16 protein-coding genes are annotated in these 20539 nt (G+C 56.2%); 10 read left to right on the top strand and 6 right to left on the bottom strand.

Features of this window, described 5'->3' with window-relative positions:
• The first annotated feature begins 109 nt into the window (after window positions 1–109).
• Window positions 110–802, top strand: coding sequence for a ribulose-phosphate 3-epimerase (gene rpe, locus KUC_RS10900; protein ID WP_007113254.1), 693 nt, complete (start codon window positions 110–112; stop codon window positions 800–802).
• A gap of 14 nt (window positions 803–816) precedes the next feature.
• On the opposite strand, the gene KUC_RS10895 is transcribed toward rpe, so the two are convergent.
• Window positions 817–2115: an NAD(P)/FAD-dependent oxidoreductase gene (locus KUC_RS10895; RefSeq protein ID WP_040480679.1), complete on the bottom strand. Its 1299-nt coding sequence runs from the start codon at window positions 2113–2115 to the stop codon at window positions 817–819.
• 130 nt (window positions 2116–2245) lie between these two features.
• Here KUC_RS10895 and KUC_RS10890 point away from each other — a divergent pair, with 130 nt between their 5' ends.
• Window positions 2246–2974 carry a phosphoglycolate phosphatase gene (locus tag KUC_RS10890; protein WP_007113252.1) on the top strand — a complete coding sequence of 243 codons (729 nt, stop codon included), beginning with the start codon at window positions 2246–2248 and terminating at the stop codon, window positions 2972–2974.
• 14 nt (window positions 2975–2988) lie between these two features.
• On the opposite strand, the gene KUC_RS10885 is transcribed toward KUC_RS10890, so the two are convergent.
• A complete protein-coding gene (locus KUC_RS10885) occupies window positions 2989–3909 on the bottom strand; it encodes a metal ABC transporter substrate-binding protein (protein WP_007113251.1) in 921 nt (306 codons plus the stop codon).
• 183 nt (window positions 3910–4092) lie between these two features.
• Between KUC_RS10885 and KUC_RS10880 the strand changes: the two genes are divergently transcribed.
• From KUC_RS10880 to trpC, 5 genes are all read left to right on the top strand, one after another.
• Window positions 4093–5844, top strand: coding sequence for an NAD(P)H-dependent oxidoreductase subunit E (locus tag KUC_RS10880; RefSeq protein ID WP_007113250.1), 1752 nt, complete (start codon window positions 4093–4095; stop codon window positions 5842–5844).
• On the top strand, window positions 5841–8642 hold the full coding sequence (gene fdhF, locus KUC_RS10875; protein WP_007113249.1) for a formate dehydrogenase subunit alpha: 2802 nt from the start codon (window positions 5841–5843) through the stop codon (window positions 8640–8642). Before KUC_RS10880 ends, fdhF begins: the two co-directional genes overlap by 4 nt.
• Before the next feature lie 88 nt (window positions 8643–8730).
• Window positions 8731–9351 (top strand): anthranilate synthase component II, encoded by a 621-nt coding sequence (locus tag KUC_RS10870; protein WP_050804847.1) that lies wholly within the window; start codon window positions 8731–8733, stop codon window positions 9349–9351.
• A gap of 37 nt (window positions 9352–9388) precedes the next feature.
• Window positions 9389–10408 (top strand): anthranilate phosphoribosyltransferase, encoded by a 1020-nt coding sequence (trpD, locus tag KUC_RS10865; protein WP_007113247.1) that lies wholly within the window; start codon window positions 9389–9391, stop codon window positions 10406–10408.
• Window positions 10409–10448: 40 nt separating this feature from the next.
• Window positions 10449–11252: an indole-3-glycerol phosphate synthase TrpC gene (gene trpC, locus KUC_RS10860; RefSeq protein ID WP_007113246.1), complete on the top strand. Its 804-nt coding sequence runs from the start codon at window positions 10449–10451 to the stop codon at window positions 11250–11252.
• On the opposite strand, the gene KUC_RS10855 is transcribed toward trpC, so the two are convergent.
• Together KUC_RS10855 and KUC_RS10850 are read right to left on the bottom strand one after the other, a co-directional pair.
• The gene (locus KUC_RS10855) at window positions 11249–14437 is read right to left on the bottom strand and encodes an FAD-binding and (Fe-S)-binding domain-containing protein (protein WP_007113245.1); all 3189 of its coding nucleotides are present in this window, start codon (window positions 14435–14437) and stop codon (window positions 11249–11251) included. The genes trpC and KUC_RS10855 overlap by 4 nt on opposite strands.
• A gap of 115 nt (window positions 14438–14552) precedes the next feature.
• A complete protein-coding gene (locus KUC_RS10850; protein ID WP_007113243.1) occupies window positions 14553–15143 on the bottom strand; it encodes a DUF4202 domain-containing protein in 591 nt (196 codons plus the stop codon).
• 199 nt (window positions 15144–15342) lie between these two features.
• Between KUC_RS10850 and serS the strand changes: the two genes are divergently transcribed.
• Entirely contained in the window at window positions 15343–16620 is a 1278-nt protein-coding gene (serS, locus tag KUC_RS10845; RefSeq protein WP_007113242.1) for a serine--tRNA ligase, read from the top strand.
• On the opposite strand, the gene KUC_RS10840 is transcribed toward serS, so the two are convergent.
• On the bottom strand, window positions 16565–17437 hold the full coding sequence (locus KUC_RS10840; protein WP_040480677.1) for an SIMPL domain-containing protein: 873 nt from the start codon (window positions 17435–17437) through the stop codon (window positions 16565–16567). The two genes, serS and KUC_RS10840, sit on opposite strands and share 56 nt — an antisense overlap.
• Window positions 17438–17661: 224 nt before the next feature.
• Here KUC_RS10840 and KUC_RS10835 point away from each other — a divergent pair, with 224 nt between their 5' ends.
• A complete protein-coding gene (locus KUC_RS10835) occupies window positions 17662–18759 on the top strand; it encodes an AI-2E family transporter (RefSeq protein ID WP_007113241.1) in 1098 nt (365 codons plus the stop codon).
• A gap of 96 nt (window positions 18760–18855) precedes the next feature.
• Here the strand turns inward: KUC_RS10835 and trxA are convergent, their stop codons facing one another.
• Window positions 18856–19179 carry a thioredoxin gene (gene trxA / locus KUC_RS10830; RefSeq protein ID WP_007113240.1) on the bottom strand — a complete coding sequence of 108 codons (324 nt, stop codon included), beginning with the start codon at window positions 19177–19179 and terminating at the stop codon, window positions 18856–18858.
• A 389-nt stretch (window positions 19180–19568) separates the two neighbouring features.
• On the opposite strand from trxA, the gene cysB reads away from it, so the two are divergent.
• Window positions 19569–20539: HTH-type transcriptional regulator CysB (cysB, locus tag KUC_RS10825; protein WP_040481014.1), on the top strand; the 971-nt coding region annotated here is incomplete at its 3' end.

The raw sequence follows: 20539 nt of genomic DNA, 5'->3' as shown, positions 1-20539 counted from the left end.
ATATGTGTGTGCGTAGATGCCCAATGCAAAAAGCGCGAGAGTGATGGGGCTTAGTGGGTGGCTCTGGTAATATAGCGAACCCATTCCCCTGTTAATTTAGGAACCTGTTATGACCGCTGCGCAGGACTTTTTGATTGCCCCCTCTATTCTTTCCGCTAACTTTGCGCGGCTTGGCGAGGAGGTCGATAACGTGCTGGCGGCTGGCGCGGATGTAGTGCACTTCGACGTAATGGATAATCATTATGTGCCCAACCTGACCATTGGCCCGATGGTGTGCAAAGCACTGCGTAAGCACGGAGTGACGGCGCCGATTGATGTGCATTTGATGGTTAAGCCGGTAGACCGCATGATCAGCGATTTTATTGAGGCGGGCGCCAGCTATATTACCTTTCACCCCGAAGCTTCTGAGCATGTTGATCGCTCGCTGCAGCTGATTCGTGATGGCGGCTGTAAGGCAGGTCTGGTGTTTAATCCGGCCACGCCGCTCTCCTACCTCGACTATGTGATGGATAAAGTCGATATGGTGCTGCTGATGAGCGTTAACCCAGGTTTTGGTGGGCAATCCTTTATCCCTGGCACGCTCGACAAGCTGCGTGAGGCACGGGCACGCATTGATGCCTCAAAATTTGATATACGCTTGGAAATCGACGGAGGGGTGAAAGTGGATAACATCGCAGAGATCGCCGCCGCAGGCGCCGATACCTTTGTGGCTGGGTCCGCCATTTTTAGCGCCCACCAAGCCAGCGATCCGCACGGCTATGACACGGTGATCAAGCAGATGCGTGCGGCGCTTGCCAAGTAATAAGTAAGTGTCGTTTAGTGAAGTTTCATGCGCGGTTTTAAGTAACGATTAAGTTTATCGACCAGCCACGCTAGCCCCGTCTTCGGCGCCCCATGAATAGAGAGTTGGTGCATGCGATAGAGCGATGCATAGGCTTGGCGAGCCAGCCAGCCCTCTAAAAACAGGCCCCGGGAGGCGGAGCTACGCATTAAATTGCCCACCGCGTCAAAGCGGGCCAGCGATACCAGCGAGCCGTGATCACGGTAGCGGAAATCGGCTAGTGGTTTACCTTCCAGTAGATTAACCAGGTTTTTGGCCAGCAGCTTAGCCTGCTGGTGAGCAGCCTGGGCACGCGGAGGCACGGTGCTATCTTCCCCCATTGGGCAGCTGGCGCAGTCTCCCAGGGCAAAAATCTTCTCATCATCGACGCTTTGTAGGGTGCTTTTTACGTCAATTTGGTTTTTCTTATTCGTCGTTAGGCCTAGCTCGGCCAAAAATGGTGGCGCTTTGATACCCGCTGCCCACACGTTGATATCGGTCTTGATCACTTCATCGTCACCGGTGACCAACTGATGCGCCTGCGCTTCTTTAACGGCGGTATCGGTGTGGACGGTCACGCCCATGCTCTCAAGTTCTGTTTTAACGGTTTCGCTGACCCGCTCGGAAAGCCCCGGCAGCAAGCGGGGTGCCGCTTCCAGCAAGTGTACACTGATTTGCTGATTATCTAACGACGTCACCCCATAGGCATTGAGCATGCGCGAAGCGTCAAACAATTCGGCAGCAAGCTCTACCCCCGTCGCACCGCCGCCGACGATTCCAATGGTCAACTGAGTATGTTGGCGTAGATTGGGATCGGTGTAGCGCAGAAAGGTGTTGATCATATCGCGCTGGAACGCCTTGGCCTGCTCGGGTGAATCAATAAAGTGGCAGTGCTCCGCCACGCCGGGCGTGCCGAAATCGTTGGAAACGCTGCCTATTGCCATGACCAGATAGTCATAGGCAAGCTCGCGGGCGGGTAGCACTTCTTGTCCATCTTCATCATGGATCGGTGCTAATTGCAGCGTCTGCTGCTCGCGATTGAGGCCGGTGAGCGAGCCGCGCTGATAGCGGTAGAAGTGAGCAGAGGAATGCCCGCGAAGATCCACCTCGTCCATGCTGGAATTCAGCACTCCGGTGGCCAGCTCGTGAAGCAGAGGCTTCCATACATGGGTAGTATTGCGATCCAACAGCACAATTTCTGCGCGTTTTCGCTTACCTAAGGTACGGCCTAATCGCGTGGCAAGGGCTAAGCCGCCCGCGCCAGCGCCAACAACCACGATTCTGGGAGTGGGCATATCACTGCCTCCTTAGCTAAATTAGCCCAAGCATAGAGGGTTCTTACGCTTCTGACTAATGCGAACGTGTAAGATGATCTTCTTATGTTAAGGCTAACGTGATGCGCAACCAACTAAGAAACAGAGGGCAATGAAAATGCATTCACAAGCGTATTCAGCACTGCATGCCGTACTAGGGGGTAAGCGGCTGATTGCCTTTGATTTGGATGGCACGCTGATTGATTCAGTGCCCGACCTTGCCGCCGCAGTGGCGCGCACGCTGAAGGAGCTTGATTTGCCCAGCCCGGGCGAGGCAGAGGTGCGGGACTGGGTTGGCAATGGCGCGGCGGTATTAGTGGAAAGGGCCCTGACCTGGGCGTTGCAAGCCCCGCCAGAGCCTAGCCTGCAACAGCGCGCCTATGATGCGTTTATGGTGCACTACGGCGCAGCACCCAATACTCTGACGACGCTCTACCCTGGGGTTCAGCAGACGCTTAAGGCACTGCATCAACACGGTCTGATGCTGGTGTTGATTACCAATAAGCCCGAGCGCTTTATTGAACCGCTGTTAAGTCACTTCGAACTGCAGAGCTATTTTACCTTGTGGCTCGGCGGTGATTCCCTGGCCGAAAAGAAGCCCCACCCCTTGCCGCTGTTGCACGCTGCTCAACACTGCCAAATACCGCCAACGGAGTGTGTGATGGTAGGCGATTCACGTCACGATATTGCTGCCGGGAAAGCGGCGGGGTTTACCACCCTGGCGCTGCCCTACGGGTATAATCATGGTGAGCCGATTGAAACCAGTCACCCCGATCGGGTGCTTGGTTCGTTAACCGAATTGCTGATGACCGCACCCCAAACGTCTAAGGCTATTGATTAATGGCAGTGGATCGATTATTCGGCCGTTGCGCCCCCCAGGGCAGTGTGCATGACCTCAGCGTTGTGGTGCAGCATGGCCGAGTAGTTGGCCGCAGGGCCATCTGCGCCACTCAGTGAGTCGACATAAAGCGGGCCTGCCAGGGGGAGCGATGCCTCACGGGACAGGGCGTCCATATGAATACTCGGCGTGGTGCTTTCAAAAAACAGCGCTGGTGGGCGTGGGCGATTATTAGCAAGATATTCGCTCATCTTGGCCATTGCCTGGGCGCTGCCTTGGGTCTCATGATTAACTCCCCACACGCCTTGCGCTTCAAAAGCGTAAGCGCGGGCGAAATAGCCAAAGCCTGCTTCGCTGGTCAGCAGGGTGCGATTAGTGTTGGGAATGCCGTCAAGTCGCTCTTTAACCGCTTGGTTAAGATTGTTCAGCGCCTTGCGTGCCTCTTCAGCGCGGTTATAAAACGCATCTGCCTGGTCGGGTAGATGATCCGCCAGGGTCTCGGCAATCACGTCAATGTAGGCTGCAGCCCCCTCTGGATCCATCCACATGTGTGGGTCTGGCTCGCCTTCATACTGCCCGGTCGAGATCATCAGCGGTTTATAGTCGGCCTTTTTAGCCACTTCCACTAATGTAAGCTGATCGTCAGACATCGCTTGAACATGGCGTATCCAGGGTTCTAATCCAAGCCCGTTATAAAACACGATATGGGTCTCTTCTAACGCCAGCACGTTGGGCGGCGTTAATTCCCAGCGGTGAACGTCTTCTCCCCGAGGAACAATGACGTTGACGCTGACCGTGTCGCCTGCCACTCGTTTGACCAACTCCTCCATGACTGAAAAAGAGGCAATAACGCGCAATGTTGTGTTGGCATAGGCTGGCGCAGCGCTCATTAGCGCGACGAATAAGAGCGTACACACCCAGGTAACCCACATTGACATCCTACGCTCCTAACTGGCTATAAAAGCTATCGAAAAAGACGGCAGATGATAAAGACTGCGGTGGCCCGTTGCCAGTTCCAATGCAACGGTAGGCCGAAAGAAGTATTGCCCAAGAGAGGATTCCCTCTAGGTGAAAGTGCCACTATGCTGAATAGTATTACATTCCTACGCATAGCGTGCCTTATGACTAACCGAACGGTTTCTTCTTTACGGCGTCGGCGTGGCCATCCCCAAGGCCGCGAACTATCGCCAGTGGCGCTGGTGGCCTTAAGAGCGCTGCTGGGTGACGAACGCCAGCAGCCCAGCTTGCGCCAGCGCGATCAGCTGCTAGAGCATTTACACGCTATTCAGGACGCCCATGGCCATTTGTCGATGGTTGAGTTACGCGCTTTAGCGACGTATATGAACCTGCCTATGGCGGCAGTATATGAAACCGCCACCTTTTATGCCCACTTTGATGTGGTGCACGATGCTCAAACACCGCCGCCCGACACCACAGTACGGGTATGCGATTCGCTCTCCTGCCAGTTAGCTGGGGCGGCCCAGCTTAAAGCAAAGCTGGAAGCGGGCTTTGACCCTGAAGCAGTGCGCGTTCTACGTGCCCCCTGCATGGGGCGTTGCGATAGCGCACCGGTGGTTGAAGTGGGCCACCACCATGTGCAGTTTGCTACCGCCGAAGGCGTTGAGGCAGTGGTGGATACGGGCCATTTTCACCCGGAAGCGATTTTATGGCAGCGCCTTGAGGCATATCAGCAAGCGGGCGGCTATCAGCTGCTGGCCGACTGCCGAGGGGGCCGCGTCAGCGTTGATACACTTATGGCGACGCTGGAGAACGCTGGGTTAAGAGGGCTCGGCGGCGCGGGGTTCCCAACCTTTAAAAAGTGGCACTTTGTACGTCAGGAGCCTGGGCCGCGCTACTGCGTGATCAATGCTGATGAAGGCGAGCCAGGCACCTTTAAAGATCGCTATCATCTCGAAAAATCGCCCCATCAATTTTTGGAAGGCGCACTGATCAGCGCCTGGGCGGTAGAGGCCAAGGCGCTGTATATCTATCTGCGCGATGAGTATCCTGGTCTTCGCCGGGTGCTGGGAGAAGCGGTTGGCGAGCTTGTTCAGGCGGGTTTGGTTGCGTCGGAATATATCGTGCTGCGCCGCGGGGCAGGCGCTTACATTTGCGGTGAAGAGTCCGCGCTGATTGAGTCGCTGGAAGGCAAACCTGGCAAGCCTCGCCATCGTCCGCCCTACGTGGCGCAGCAGGGGCTGTTTGGCCGCCCGACGCTGGTCAATAACGTTGAGACGGTGTACTGGATTGCGCCGATTTGGCAGCAGGGGGCCGAATGGTTTGCCGGGCAAGGCCGCAATGGCCGTTCGGGGCTGCGCAGTTTTTCGGTCTCTGGTCGGGTAAAATATCCAGGCGTTTACCTTGCCCCCGCAGGTATTACCCTGCGCGAACTGGTCGATGAGTACTGCGGTGGCATGGCCGAAGGTCATCAGCTGGCGGCTTACCTGCCCGGCGGCGCCTCGGGGGGTATACTGCCCGCCAGCAAGGCGGATGTACCACTGGATTTTGATACGCTCCAGAATCATGGCTGTTTTATTGGCTCGGCGGCGGTAATCGTGCTCTCCCAGCAGGATAACTTGCAGGCGGTGGCGACCAACTTGCTGGCGTTTTTTGCCGACGAATCCTGCGGCCAGTGTACCCCTTGTCGGGTAGGCACTGAAAAAATGCACTTGCTGTTAGAGCGCGACAATTGGGATCTAGGCCAGCTCACCCGGCTGGCGCAGGTGATGCAGGACGCGTCAATTTGCGGTTTGGGTCAAGCAGCGCCCAACCCCGTACTGGGGCTGTTGAAAGACTTTCGAGCCGAGCTTGCCCAGCAGCAGATTATTGTTAGCGACGCTGCAGAGGCTATTTTGAAAGGGAGTGCGCCATGACCACCCCGTTCGCATTAACCCTTGATGGTGTTGAGGTAACCGCTTACCCCGGTGACACCCTATGGCAGGTCGCCAAACGCGCCGGAGAAACCATTCCCCACCTGTGCTTTAAAGATGCTCCGGGCTACCGCGCCGACGGCAATTGCCGTGTCTGCATGGTTGAGGTGGAGGGCGAGCGTGCCTTGACGGCCAGTTGCCTACGCGAAGCCGCTCCCAATATGGTCGTTCATAGTGCAAGCTCGGAGCGCGCCAAGGTCGCTCGGGAAGGTGTGTTGGAGCTGCTGATGGCGGATCAGCCTTCTCGTGAACAGAGCCCTGATCGCTCCAGCCACTTTTGGGCCATGGCCGACCAGCTTGGCGTTGAAGAGAACGCCGTTAAAGCCTGGTTACCGCCCAAGCGTGAAGAGTGGGTGCGCCTTGATAAAGCGACCGACACTAGCCATCCCGCCATGCAGGTTAATTTAGACGCCTGCATTGAGTGTACGCTTTGTGTGCGTGCCTGCCGGGAGGTACAAAGCAATGATGTGATTGGCCTTGCCCATCGCGGTGCGGCTGCGAAAGTCGTTTTCGATTTTGACGACCCCATGGGCGCAAGTACCTGCGTGGGGTGCGGGGAGTGCGTGCAAGCCTGCCCGACGGGCGCACTTATGCCAGCTACGCTTGTCGACAATAACGGGCAAGGCGATTCCAAAGCCATAGACCGCCAAGTGGATTCGGTATGCCCCTACTGCGGCGTGGGCTGCCAACTTACTTACCATATCAAAGACGATGCCATTGCCTACGTAGAAGGGCGCGACGGCCCCTCTAACCACAACCGATTGTGTGTTAAAGGTCGCTTTGGTTTTGACTATCCGCGCCATCCCGCACGCTTGACCACGCCGCTGATCCGCAAGCCCGGCGTTCCCAAAGTCCTAGACCCTGGTTTTGATCCTGCCCAGCCGCTGACGCATTTTCGCAAGGCCACCTGGGAAGAGGCGCTAGCCGCAGCCGCGGACGGTTTAGCGGAGCTAAAAACCCAGCATGGCCCCAAGGCGCTGGCGGGGTTTGGCAGCGCCAAGTGCTCCAACGAAGAGGCCTGGCTGTTCCAAAAGTTGGTGCGCACCGGTTTTGGCAACAACAACGTCGACCATTGTACGCGGCTGTGCCATGCCAGTTCCGTGGCCGCGCTGATGGAGTGCTTAGGCTCTGGGGCGGTGACTGCCTCCTTTATGCAGGCGCTGGAAGCGGATGTGGTGATTCTCACCGGCTGCAACCCGGCGGTTAACCACCCCGTAGCCGCGACTTTTTTTAAACAGGCGGCGAAGAACGGCACCGAGATTATTATTCTCGACCCCCGCGGCCAGGCGCTGGATAGCTACGCCAGCCTGAGCGTGCGTTTTAAGCCGGGCGCCGATGTGGCGCTATTCAACGCCATTCTCCACGTGATTATTGCCGAATCACTGTATGACGATGCGTATATCGCTGCCCATACCGAGGGCTTTGAAGCGCTGAAGCAGAGCGTGGCGATGAGCGCGCCGGAAACCATGAGCGAGCTATGCGGCGTCGAACCCGATGTGATTCGTGATATCGCCCGGCGCTATGCCAATGCAGAAAAAGCAATGATCTTCTGGGGTATGGGTATCTCCCAGCATACCCACGGCACCGACAACGCCCGCTGCTTGATTTCGCTGGCGCTGGCCTGTGGTCACACCGGCCGCCCCGGTACCGGGCTGCACCCGCTGCGTGGGCAGAATAATGTCCAGGGGGCGTCGGATGCGGGCCTGATACCCATGGTGTTGCCGGACTACCAGCCAGTGGGCGATGCCCAGCTGCGTGCTGCCTTTGAAGAGTTATGGAATACACCGCTGGATGCGCAGCCGGGTTTAACGGTGGTGGAAATTATGGACGCCATTCACGCAGGCCAAGTGCGCGGTATGTATATTCTGGGCGAAAACCCGGCGATGTCTGACCCTGATCTACACCACGCTAGGGCAGCGCTGGGTAAGCTGGAGCATCTGGTGGTGCAGGATCTATTTGTCACCGAAACCGCTCAGTTTGCCGACGTGATTTTGCCCGCTTCCGCGTGGCCGGAAAAAGAGGGCACGGTGACAAACACCAACCGCCAGGTTCAATTGGGGCGCATTGCACTGCCGCTCCCCGGCGAGGCCAAACCCGACTGGTGGATTATTCAAGAGATTGCCAACCGCTTTGGTTTGGCATGGAATTATACCCACCCCCAAGAAGTGTTTGCTGAAATGCAGCAGGGTATGGCTTCGCTGAATCACATCAGTTGGGAGCGCTTGGCGCGAGAGGGCTCGGTCACTTATCCCTGCGCATCTGAAGATGCCCCCGGCCAAGACGTGGTATTTAGTGACGCTTTCCCGCGCGCTGGTGGGCGTGGCAAATTTGCCCCCACGCGACCCTTGCCGCCCGACGAGCCAGTGGATAACGATTACCCCACAGTGCTGACCACCGGGCGACAGCTGGAGCATTGGCATACCGGCTCCATGACCCGGCGCAGCGTGGTATTGGATGCCCTAGAGCCCGAGGCAGTGGCCAGTCTTTCACCTGGGGAGCTCAATCGTTTGGGTGTCGCACCGGGGAATCCGCTTACTATCACCACCCGTCGCGGCACGATTACACTGACCGCGCGGATGGATCCAAAAATTCCCGATGGCATGGTGTTTGTGCCCTTCGCCTACGCCGAAGCCGCCGCCAATCTGCTTACCAACCCAGCGCTCGATCCCTACGGCAAAATACCCGAGTTTAAGTACGCAGCCTGTCGGCTGACGCGGGGAGACACGCGAGGTGGCACTTAAGCCTGCAAGGGAGTGCTCGGTTGCGGTATCATCACCACATTAGCGGTTTCATCTGTGGTCGAAATGACGCAATGGAGTAAGTAGGATAATGGCGCAAGCTGAGTCGGTGCGGAAGCAGTCAGCGCGGAAAGTCCTCATGCTGGATAATTACGACAGCTTCACGTTTAACATCGTGCAGTATCTGGGTGAGCTGGGCGCAGAAGTGATCACTCACCTCAACGACGACATCACCATTGAGCAAATTGAAGCGCTGGCGCCGACGCATTTGGTGGTATCGCCAGGGCCCTGCACGCCCAACGAGGCGGGAATCTCCATGGCTGCCATCAAACACTTTGCTGGCAGGCTGCCTATTTTAGGTGTCTGCCTGGGCCATCAGGCGATTGGCCAGGTGTATGGTGGCAAGGTCGTGCACGCTCCGCAGGTGATGCACGGCAAAACCTCTGCTGTGCTGCACGCTAATCAAGGCGTGTTCGAAGGGCTGAATAACCCAGTTGAGGTTACCCGCTATCACTCTTTGGTCGTCGATAAAGCAAGCTTGCCCGACTGTTTGCAAGTTACTGCCTGGACAGGCGATGACGATGTGACCCCCGGTTTAGTCATGGGGTTTCGTCACCGCGAGCTGGATATTGAAGGGGTGCAGTTTCACCCCGAGTCAATTCTTACCCGCCAAGGCCACGAGCTGTTGGCCAATTTTTTAAAACGCGGCTGATGGCCGGTTTCACACGCTTTTAGGGGCCCCTCTGCTCATGCAAATGCGAGACGCGATTAATGCGGTGATGCGCCGCGAAGACCTCACTTTCGATGCCATGCACGCCTTGATGCGCCAGATCATGACCGGCGATGCCAGCGATGCGCAAATTGGTGGCCTGCTGGTAGGCCTTGCCATGAAAGGCGAAAGCGCCGTTGAAATTAGCGCCGCTGCTCAGGTAATGCGCGAGCTGATGAAGCGCGTTGAGCTGAATGCCGAAAACATCGTGGATATCGTCGGCACCGGTGGTGATGGCGCCAACCTGTTTAACGTTTCCACGGCTGCCAGTTTTGTCGCCGCTGCCGCTGGTGCCCATGTAGCCAAACACGGTAATCGTAGCGTTTCGTCGTCGTCGGGCAGCGCTGATCTATTCGATGTGGCGGGTATCTACCTGGATCTCAAACCTGAACAGGTAGCGCGCTGTATTGAGCAGGTGGGCGTAGGCTTTATGTTCGCACCCAACCACCATCCGGCGATGCGCTATGCCATTGGCCCGCGCCGGGAAATGGGCGTACGCACGCTGTTTAATATTTTGGGCCCGCTGACCAACCCTGCTGGCGCACCCAACCAAGTACTGGGTGTTTACGCGCCGGAGTTAGTGCCATTAATGGCGGAAGTGCTGAAAGCCTTGGGCAGCCGGCACGTGATGGTCGTCCACTCTGAGGACGGCCTGGATGAGATCTCCCTGGCCAGCCCCACCTTGGTAGCTGAACTAAAAGAGGGTGAGATTACCCAGTACACCATTACGCCTGAAGAGCTGGGCATTGAGCGCCAGAGCCTGGCAACGCTGAAAGCCGCCAGCGCTGAAGACAGCCTGCGCTTGGTCAAGGCAGCGCTTTCCGGTGAAGGTGCCGCTGCCGATATGGTCGCGCTAAACGCCGGGGCCGCGCTTTACTGTTCAGGCGTTGCAGATACCTTAAAAGAGGGCGTGATGGTGGCCCAGGACGCACAAGCCTCCAAGCTGCCGCTCGAAAAACTCAAAGAGCTTTCGCACTTTACCAGCGTTTTTAAGCAGTAGGCTGTTAAAAAGATAAGTATTTAAACAAGACGAGATCATCATGACTCAACAGGCAACGCCGACTATTTTAACGCGCATTCTGGCTCGCAAAGAGCAGGAGGTGGCCGAGCGCCGTCAGGCCGTTTCAGAGGCAGATCTGCTCGCTCTCGGGGAGCAGCAAAGTGCCCCGCGTGGCTTTATTGAGGCGCTTAATACGCGCATTGCCACAGGTGATCCAGCGATTATCGCCGAGGTGAAAAAAGCCTCACCGTCAAAAGGCATTATTCGTGAAGAGTTTCACCCTTCGGATATCGCTAAAAGCTATGCTCAAGGGGGCGCGGCTTGTCTGTCGGTACTCACCGACGCTGACTTTTTCCAAGGTCACGAAGACTATTTGATCGCCGCTCGGGATGTCTGCACGCTGCCGGTGATTCGCAAAGACTTTATTACCCACAGCTATCAGGTCTGTGAGGCTCGGGCGATTGGATCGGACTGCATTCTGCTGATCGTTGCCGCCCTGGATGACGCACAGCTGCGCGACCTGCACCAGCAGGCCAGTCAGTTGGAGATGGATGTATTGGTAGAGGTGCACGACGCCGAGGAGCTTGAGCGCGCCCTGGCGCTGGATCTAAAGCTGGTCGGCATCAACAACCGCAACCTGCATACCTTTGAAACCAGCCTGAACACCACCCTGGATCTGTTGCCGCGCATTCCAGAGGGCATCACGGTGATTACCGAATCGGGTATTCATACCCGCGATGACGTTGAGCTAATGCGTGACCACAATATTAACGGGTTCCTGGTTGGCGAAGCCTTTATGCGCGAAAGCGATCCGGGATTGGCGTTGAAACGCCTGTTCTTTTAACCGGCCTGCTTCAGGCACATAAGCAGCGCCTGAAGCGGGTGTGGTAGGGTTTGCTGGGAAAAGCGCTTCACTTGGCTACGACAGGAGTAGCCGGTAACCAATAGCTTGCCGCTGTTTTCCTGTGCCTCTACCTGGGGCTGCCACGACTGGGCGTAGATAGTTTTTGACGTAGCGGCGTTGCGGGTTTCATGACCGTAGGTACCCGACATGCCGCAGCAGCCGGTAGCCACCAACTCAAGCTCTAAACCAAACGCTGCGAACACCTGCTGCCACGCCTTGGGGCTGCCTGGCGCGTTGGTTTTCTCGGTGCAGTGGGATAGCAGCTTAAAGCCAGGGTCGGTTAGTTTCAGTTGGCGAGGCGCCAAGGTGTTGATACGCGTTGCTAGCCACTCCTGCAGCATCAACACCTCTGGTACGGCCTCATTGCCTAACGCTTTGACGTACTCCTGGCGGTAGGTGAGCGTCATCGCCGGGTCGATGCCCACCATGGGGATATCAAAACGAGCGAGGGTGCGTAGCCGTTCGGCCTGCTTGGCGGCGGTGCGTTCGAAGGCGCCCAAAAAGCCCTGCACCTGGAGCGGTTTGCCGTTAGCCGAATAGGGCATCACGAACACGCGTAGATTGAGGCGCGACAGCAGCTCCACTACGTCCATGACCAGCTTGGCTTCAAAGTGCGTAGTGAAGGCATCCTGAACAATAATCACGCTGTTGGCGCGCTGTTGATCCGTTAACAGGGCCAGCGAGAGCGGCGTTGCCTCGGCGACTCCCCAGGCGTTTAGCTGCTTTTTAACACTGGCCCGTGAAAGTGCCGGGGAATCGCTCATGCCTACGCTGCTGCGCATCAGCTTTTCCACCCAGCGCTGACCAATCACCGCGTTATACAGCGGCGCGGCCTTGGCCAGGGTAGGCAGCATAAACTCGGTGCCGCCAATTACATAGTCGCGCAGCGGGCGTAGGTAGCGGCCGTGGTAGACCTCTAAAAACTGCGAACGAAACTGCGGAACGTTGACTTTGATCGGGCACTGCCCCGCGCAGGATTTGCACGCCAAGCAGCCCGCCATGGCGTCGTATACTTCATGGGAATAGTCGTGGTGCTGTTTGCGGCTTAGGGTATTGGCCACCCGCAACGGAAAGCTTTTAATAAAGCCCCAGCCCCCCTCGGCTTTTTTCTTGCGCGACTCCTCAACAACGTCGACCCCAGCCAGGGTCTGCAGGCGCAGCCACTCGCGGATCATGCTGGCGCGGCCTTTGGGCGAGTGGCGGCGATCCCGCGTCGCTTTCCAGGACGGACACATGGGGTCGTCAAGGTCATAGTTGTAACAAGCGCCATTGCCGTTGCAGTATACCGCGGCGTCGTAGGCCTGCCAGGCACGCTCATCGATGGTGCGGTCAAACTGGCCGCGCATGGGCACGCCATCGACCGTCAACAGATCGGGGTCGCTATCCCTGGCGATTAGTTCGACGCTTTCAGGCTTACCCGCAACTTGGGGCGGGGTAGAGAGACTCGCGGCTTCGGGCGGGATAGAGAGACTCGCGGCTTCGGGAGGGGTGAAAAGAGGAGACGCAATCTTACCGGGATTAAGCTGGTTGAAGGGGTCAAAGGCCGCTTTTACCCGCTGTAGGCTGGGATATAGCTCACCAAAGAACTTGGGCGCGTACTCAGAGCGCACGCCCTTGCCATGTTCGCCCCACAACAGACCGCCATATTTCTGGGTAAGAGCCACGACTTCATCGGAGATTTCGCGAATCAGCGCTTCCTGGGCAGGGTCTTTCATATCCAGCGCCGGGCGCACGTGCAGCACGCCCGCATCTACATGGCCAAACATGCCGTAGGAGAGCCTTCGGGCATCCAGCGCGGCACGAAACTCGGCGATAAAGTCCGCCAAATGCTCCGGCGGCACAGCGGTATCTTCTACAAACGGAATCGGGCGTTTCTCTCCCTGGACATTGCCGAGCAAACCCACCGAGCGTTTGCGCATGGCGTAGACTTTCTGAATCTGCCCGCGCCCTTCGGCCAGGGTGTAGCCCAGCCGCTCGACGCTGGTATCTTGGCTCAGTTGTTCGATAAATGACGTTACCCGTTCGGCGAGGGCGCTTTCATCTTCGTCATTAAACTCGATCAAATTGATGCCGCGAATCGGCGCCGTTCCGGTGTCCGGGAAAAACGCCGCTACGCTGTCCCAGACAAAGTCTTCCATGGCGAGCTGGAGGACGGTGTCATCCACCGTTTCGATGGAGGTGGGACGGGCGCTGGCGGCTTTCAGCGTTTTGGCGTCGCGCAGGGCGTCCATAAAGCTGGTATAGCGCACATTGACCAGCGTGGAGTGCTTAGGAATCGGCAGCACATTGAGCACCGCTTCGTTCAAAAAGCCCAATGAGCCTTCCGAGCCGCACAGCAGACTGTTGAGATTAAGCTGGCCTTTATCATCGCGCAAATGGGCCAGATCGTAGCCGGTTAAACAGCGGTTGAGCGGCGGAAATTTTGCCGCAATCAGCTCACGCTGCTGGTCGATAATCTCGGCCGCGGTGGTATGCACGCGGCCAAGAATGCCTTCTTGCTGGCGCTCGGCTTGTTCTTCATCCTGGGTTAAGGCGCGGCTGTGCAAGTGCTGCCCGCCGATCAGAATGGTATCGAGTTCAAGCACATGGTCGCGGGTTTTGCCGTATTCGCAGCTGCCCTGGCCGCTGGCATCGGTAGAGATCATGCCGCCTATCGTGGCGCGGTTGGAGGTCGAAAGCTCCGGGGCGAAAAATAGCCCGTGGGGCTTCAACGCCGCGTTGAGCTGATCCTTGATCACCCCGGCTTGCACACGCACTCGGTGGTTTTCAACGTCAATCTCGAGAATCTGGTTCATGTGGCGGGAAACGTCCACCACGATACCATCAGTGAGCGACTGGCCGTTGGTGCCGGTGCCGCCGCCTCTGGGCGTTAACACAATGCTTCGGTGAGTGGTTTGCGCGGCCAGCCGGGTGAGGCGCTCTAGATCTTCTGCATGCTTGGGATACACCGCCGCCTGGGGCAGGCGCTGATAAATCGAATTATCCGTCGCCAGCACCGTACGGTTGGCATAATCCGGGGCAATTTCGCCTTCAAAGCCACGGGTTTTTAGGGCTTGTAAAAATCGTACATACTCGTTTCCCAAGCGTTTAAACGGGGCGGTACGCGTGTCCAAGGATGCAATCATAGTTGATCAGGCCGTCAGTGCCGGGGGCGCAATAAAAGAAGACCGCTACTTTACCGCAGCGGCTGCCCGGCTGCATCTCACGGTGGTGTTTTACTTAGCACCTTAACTCCGCGCCTTATTCCGCTCCCAGGGCTTCTCTTACCAACTCGGACGAGGCGTCCGACATCGGTAACGTTAGGGCCAGTTCGTGAGCGCGGGGCGACATTTTGCGCCAGGTCATTTGCACGATCCGTACCATATGGTCGTGCTCGATCTTGCGCGAGAAGTCGGCAAAGTAGTTCTCTAGAAATACCAAACAGGCACAATCTTCCAGTGCTTGCACATCGGGGTCGCGTCCCAACCCTTTTTTGCCAATAATCGTTGCGGCTCGCTCGGCGTCCTCGTCACTGTAGCCTGCCTCGCGCATTAGCTGGGCGGTAGTGTTTCCGGCGCGCTTGCCCTGGTCGCGCCGCCAGGTTAAATAGCCTACGCGCCCTTCAGGGTACTCCTCCCGCGGCACTAACCAGCGCTGTAAGTGCTGGGCGCGCACTGCCAGACGTAGTACTTCATCGGGGGAGTCATGCACACGGTCTAGCCAGCCACTCATGCGTTGGGCATAGGCCTGTTCCTGGGGCATGGGTGCGCCATTGGCAAGCGTCGTGGAACGCGGATCTTCGGCGTGCAGGGCATCGATGGCGACGAGCGTTTGATCAAAAGCGGTAGGCATGGCAGCGGTGCTCGGCTAAAGAGAGGTTAAGTTGGCAATAAGCTGTAGGTTGCCGAGAAACCGTGCGAATCACAACACTATACGTATGCCATCCGACACCGCCCATAGCTCCCCGTCGCGCTTTTGCCTACAATAGACCCCTTTATGCACGTGCATTGGCGCGTTGCTTCTATTGTTTTCAGGCCAAGGGACAGGATTCATGCTCGATCCGAAACTGCTGCGCGGTGATCTTGACACGGTTGCTCAACAACTGGCCCGGCGGGGCTTTGTGCTTGATAAAGCGGGATTGCAGGCGCTGGAGTCGCGACGTCGCGAGCTGCAAACGCAAACCGAGCAGCTGCAAAACGAGCGCAATATGCGCTCCAAAGCGATTGGTAAGGCCAAGGCCAACGGTGAAGATATTCAGCCGCTGCTGGATGAAGTCAGCGATCTAGGCGATCGCCTGGATAAAGCCAAGCGCGAGCTGGCAGAGGTGCAAGAAGAGTGGGACGACGCTATTAGCGGTATTCCCAACTTACCCCACGAAAGCGTGCCGGAAGGCAAAAGCGAAAACGATAACGTTGAGCTGCACCGCTGGGGGGCGCCGCGGGAGTTTGATTTCGAGGTGCTAGATCACGTTGATCTAGGTAAGAAGTCGGGTTATCTCGATTTTGAACTGGCGGCTAAAATCACCGGTGCTCGCTTTGCGGTGATGCGCGGGCCAATTGCGCGGCTGCATCGGGCGTTGGCCCAGTTTATGCTGGATACCCAAACCGAGCAGCACGGCTACGAAGAATGCTACGTGCCGTATATGGTCAACCGCGATTCTCTGATGGGCACCGGTCAGCTGCCGAAGTTTGGCGAAGATTTGTTCAAGCTTGACGATGAGCGCGAGTACCACCTGATTCCTACTTCAGAAGTACCGCTGACCAACTTTGTGCGCGATGAAATTGTCGAGCAGGCAGCGCTGCCGATGAAGCTTACTGCACATACACCCTGTTTCCGTTCCGAGGCGGGCTCACACGGGCGCGATACCCGCGGTATGATCCGCCAGCATCAGTTCGATAAAGTCGAAATGGTGCAGATTGTGGAGCCAGAGAAGAGCTACGAAGCGCTGGAAGAGATGCGTGGTCATGCGGAGGCGATCCTGCAGGCGCTCGATTTGCCGTACCGTGTAGTGACGTTGTGCACCGGTGATATGGGCTTTGGGGCGACAAAAACCTACGATTTAGAAGTGTGGCTGCCCAGCCAGGAGACGTATCGGGAGATCTCTTCGGTCTCTAACTGCGAGGATTTCCAGGCGCGGCGTATGCAAGCGCGGTATCGCCATCCGGATTCCAAAAAGCCGCAGCTGCTGCATACTCTTAATGGTTCAGGGCTGGCGGTAGGTCGTTGCCTGCTGGCGGTGCTTGAAAACCACCAGCAGGCGGATGGCTCGGTAACTATTCCTGAGCCGCTACGTCGCTACCTGGGCGGCGTGGAGCGTCTGGCCCTTTAAGCGCCCACTCAACGCTAACCCCGGCATCAATGCGGATGGTGCCGGGGCGATACTCGCTGGCGGCACCCGATTGGCTAGCACCGGCGGCATCGCTCTCCGCCCGCATCGCCATCATACGCGGCTGGAAAATAGGTGATTGAGTCTCTTCAATGCGCTGCACATGGCCCAGTTCGGTTTCTAAGCTGTCGGCCATTAGGTTTGCTTTGTGTTGTGCTTTCTCTAGCGCTTTAACCAGCGCTTCGTCGCTGGCAGCGTCGCGGTCTTGTAGATCAAACTGCACGCCATCCAATGAGTTAACACCAGCGGCTATTAGCGCGTCTAACACCTCGCTTAACTGATCAAGGTCGGTGAGTTCGACGGTGATCGGGCGCTCAAGACGCGTGCGCTGCAGGGTTTCATGCTCGCCGCCTTCTTTACGCGGCCCTTGAATATGCTCAGGATAGACATTTAACGAGCCTGCATTGATAGCGTTGCGCTCAAGGCCGGTGGCTTCCATCTGCGCGATTAATTCGCTGGCACGGGTTTCTAAACGCTCGCGAGCATCGCTAAGTGCACTACTATCGCTCTCTTCCAAGGTGGAAAGGGCGGGAGTGTTTTCCCACAGCCGCGCATTTAGGGTGGCTTTGTCGGGCTCTACCTCAACCCACGACTGCGCTTGAACATGCAGGCTGGGCTGGGGCGGGTGTGACGGTGAAGCGTGAGCAAGAGGAGCGCTAAGGAGTGCCAAAAAGGCACCACCTAGCAGGCCGTAGCCTAGAAGTTGAGAGCGTAGGCCTGTAGAGCCTAGTCTTTGAGAGCTAAGTGGAATGAGTTTCATAAATGACTTCCTTAGTATGCGGGTAACTGCGCCGCTGAGTTAAGACCAGATTTCAATAAGTTAGAGTAGACGTTATTTGGAAGCGTAGAGATCATTTTGAAGCTTTGAAGAAGATATAGTTCAGCACGGAAGAGTGGAAGCAACACAGTTGCTTATTATTTGCACGGTTTGTGCAATATGGCGAATACAGCCATTATATATGGACAACAAGCTAGGGATGGATTATGTCGAAATTGTCGGATGAGGATTACCGTAGCGTTCCTCTCAATGCCACTTTGGCCCTCGCCGCGCTGGTAGTGATTATTGCTGGTATGAAAGCAGGCGCTGACTTATTAGTGCCGCTGCTGCTCGCGATATTTATCGCTGTAGTATGCACTTCACCAGTGCAGTGGCTGAATCGCTGTGGTTTAAGCATGCGGATGTCGGCATTTCTGACCTTGATGGTGTTGCTAGGTTTTATATCGCTGATTGGCCTGTTGGTGGTCAATAGTTTCAGTACCTTTGTAACTGCCTTGCCCGATATCGAGTCGCGGCTATATGAACAGTATTGGAACTTACTCAATGCGCTCTCTTCGCGGGGGCTGGCGATTAATCCTGATCAGATCAACTCGCTCTTCGAAGGGGAAGATGAAGGCTCCTGGATGCCCGCGCTATTGGGGCAGCTTGGCAACCTCTTCATGCAAAGCATTATTGTTGGGCTTCTGGTCATCTTCATGTTGTTTGAAACACTCAATGTGCGTGAAAAGGTTTCTCGTGCATTGGAAAACCCTGCACCCAGCTTGAAACGCTTTAGTGAATTCAGCTTAACGCTAAAGCGCTATCTGGCCGTTAAAACCATGATCAGCCTAGCAACCGGAGCACTAGTGTGGCTCTCATGTGTGGTTGTAGGTGTAGATTTTCCATTGCTGTGGGGCGTATTAGCCTTTGCGCTAAACTTTATCCCTAATATTGGCTCCGCGTTGGCCGCGATCCCTCCCGTGTTGTTACTGCTGGTCTCCCAAGATGGCGGCGCTTTTCAGGCGTTGCTACTGGCCTCCGCCTATTTGGTCATCAACTTTGTGCTCGGCAACCTGATTGAGCCGCGGGTAATGGGGCAGGCGCTGGGACTTTCCACTTTCGTGGCGTTTTTATCGCTGGTGGTGTGGGGATGGATATTTGGTGCGGCGGGGATGCTGCTTTCGGTAGTGCTGACTATGACGCTGAAGATTGCGCTTGATAGTCACCCGCAAACGCGGTGGATCGCTCGGCTATTAGGGCCAGGAAAGCGTCGCGTTAAAGATGATCGCGCAAGTGACGCCAGTCTGCCGCCGTGGAAGCGCTGAAGTTAAGGTGGCTTAAGGTAGCTGAAGTTAAGATAGAGAGTAGTGAAAATGCAACCGCCGACAGAGTCGGCGGCTGTTACAAGTGCTACACATTCATCAGGCGTTTTGTTCGATGAACTGCGTCAGTTGGGACTTAGATTGCGCGCCAACCAGTGAAGCGACTTTGGTGCCGGATTTAAACAGCATGACGGTAGGAACGCCGCGTACGCCTTGTTCGGCAGCAATTTCAGGTGCGTCGTCTACATTGACGCTAACGACTTTAAGGCTTTCCTGACGTTCTGCAGCCACTTCATCAACGACTGGGGCCATGACTTTGCATGGGCCACACCAGGGCGCCCAGAATTTCATTAGCACAGGCTGTTCAGCGTTGAGGACTTCTTGCTCAAAATTGGCGTTGGTGACATCAACATTATTAGCCATTTGCTTCTCCGTTTGCGTTGCTCTTACTGTTTCGTTGCCTCAAATGGAGCAACGGTCATTACGCGATCAATTGGCGCTCGTTTACCGTGCCGCATGTCTATCGCGATAAGCGTGGGCAGATGTTAGCGGGCGCGAAGGTTGCTGGCAAATTTCCTGCATAGTGAGTTAACTAAATAGCAGAAATAAATGAGTGCTGGTAGGACGTTTTTTTTATAATATAAAGATATTATTATGATGTTTTTTATTCTATATGGTGCTGTAGAGTGACGAGTCAATAACGCAACCAGTCAGACGTGATGTAGCCGCAGCGCATGGGTGTGCTAAAAAATACGGCATACATAGAGGTACGATCTGCAAAGATCTCTATAGAGAATAAATAAGGTGAGGATATGAAGCTACAACAGCTACGCTATATCTGGGAAGTCAATCGACATAACCTAAACGTCTCGGCCACAGCGCAAAGTCTGTTTACCTCCCAGCCGGGGATCTCCAAACAGATTCGTTTGTTAGAAGATGAGCTTGGCGTCGAGATTTTTGCTCGCAGCGGCAAGCACCTAACACGGGTGACGCCTGCGGGGCAGTCGATTATCGACCTGGCAGGGCAGGTACTGCGCCTCACAGAAAACATCAAGCAGGTGGCTCAGGAGCATAGTGATGAGCGCCGCGGTAGCTTGGCCATTGCCACGACCCATACCCAAGCTCGCTACGCGCTACCGCCGATTATCAGCGAATTTACCCTGAAATATCCCGATGTGGCCCTGCATATGCAGCAGGGTACACCCAAGCAGATTGCGCAAATGGTCAGTGAAGGGCAAGCCGATTTCGCCATTGCTACTGAGTCGTTAGAGCTGTTTACCGATTTAGTGCTACTGCCGTGCTATCGCTGGAATCGCTGCGTACTGGTACCTAAGGGGCACCCCTTAGCGACAAACCAGGCCCCGTTAACCCTTGAGGCACTCGGCGAACATCCGCTGGTCACCTACGTGTTTGGGTTTACCGGTCGCTCGCAGTTAGACGATGCTTTCAAAGCGAAAGGGCTAACGCCCAATGTGGTGCTTACTGCCGCCGATGCCGACGTGATCAAGACCTACGTGCGGCTGGGCATGGGGGTGGGCATTGTGGCACACATGGCTGTGGACGAGGCGCTTGATGAGGATTTGGTGGCGCTGGATGCAAGCCATCTGTTTGCCAGCTCCACGACCAAGATCGGTATTCGTCGTGGAACCTTTATGCGCGGCTATATGTATGACTTTTTGGAGCGCTTTGCGCCTCACTTAACCCGCGACCGGGTTGATGAAGCACTAACGGCAGGCCCGCGCCATGAACAGTCGCTGTTTGACGATTTAGACCTACCGGTGTA

Source organism: Vreelandella boliviensis LC1 (assembly GCF_000236035.1).
Taxonomy (GTDB): domain Bacteria; phylum Pseudomonadota; class Gammaproteobacteria; order Pseudomonadales; family Halomonadaceae; genus Vreelandella; species Vreelandella boliviensis.
Note: the sequence above shows the minus strand (reverse complement) of the source record. Positions and strands in the feature narration are given on the sequence as shown.

What these genes read in the sequence shown, in the direction of transcription:
- KUC_RS10855 (WP_007113245.1), bottom strand. Translation starts at nt 14,437, where the DNA reads ATGATTGCATCCTTGGACACGCGTACCGCCCCGTTTAAACGCTTGGGA.
- KUC_RS10840 (WP_040480677.1), bottom strand. Translation starts at nt 17,437, where the DNA reads ATGAAACTCATTCCACTTAGCTCTCAAAGACTAGGCTCTACAGGCCTA.
- rpe (WP_007113254.1), top strand. Translation starts at nt 110, where the DNA reads ATGACCGCTGCGCAGGACTTTTTGATTGCCCCCTCTATTCTTTCCGCT.
- KUC_RS10880 (WP_007113250.1), top strand. Translation starts at nt 4,093, where the DNA reads ATGACTAACCGAACGGTTTCTTCTTTACGGCGTCGGCGTGGCCATCCC.
- fdhF (WP_007113249.1), top strand. Translation starts at nt 5,841, where the DNA reads ATGACCACCCCGTTCGCATTAACCCTTGATGGTGTTGAGGTAACCGCT.
- KUC_RS10890 (WP_007113252.1), top strand. Translation starts at nt 2,246, where the DNA reads ATGAAAATGCATTCACAAGCGTATTCAGCACTGCATGCCGTACTAGGG.
- trpD (WP_007113247.1), top strand. Translation starts at nt 9,389, where the DNA reads ATGCAAATGCGAGACGCGATTAATGCGGTGATGCGCCGCGAAGACCTC.
- KUC_RS10895 (WP_040480679.1), bottom strand. Translation starts at nt 2,115, where the DNA reads ATGCCCACTCCCAGAATCGTGGTTGTTGGCGCTGGCGCGGGCGGCTTA.
- KUC_RS10885 (WP_007113251.1), bottom strand. Translation starts at nt 3,909, where the DNA reads ATGTCAATGTGGGTTACCTGGGTGTGTACGCTCTTATTCGTCGCGCTA.
- serS (WP_007113242.1), top strand. Translation starts at nt 15,343, where the DNA reads ATGCTCGATCCGAAACTGCTGCGCGGTGATCTTGACACGGTTGCTCAA.
- trxA (WP_007113240.1), bottom strand. Translation starts at nt 19,179, where the DNA reads ATGGCTAATAATGTTGATGTCACCAACGCCAATTTTGAGCAAGAAGTC.
- KUC_RS10835 (WP_007113241.1), top strand. Translation starts at nt 17,662, where the DNA reads ATGTCGAAATTGTCGGATGAGGATTACCGTAGCGTTCCTCTCAATGCC.
- trpC (WP_007113246.1), top strand. Translation starts at nt 10,449, where the DNA reads ATGACTCAACAGGCAACGCCGACTATTTTAACGCGCATTCTGGCTCGC.
- KUC_RS10870 (WP_050804847.1), top strand. Translation starts at nt 8,731, where the DNA reads ATGGCGCAAGCTGAGTCGGTGCGGAAGCAGTCAGCGCGGAAAGTCCTC.
- KUC_RS10850 (WP_007113243.1), bottom strand. Translation starts at nt 15,143, where the DNA reads ATGCCTACCGCTTTTGATCAAACGCTCGTCGCCATCGATGCCCTGCAC.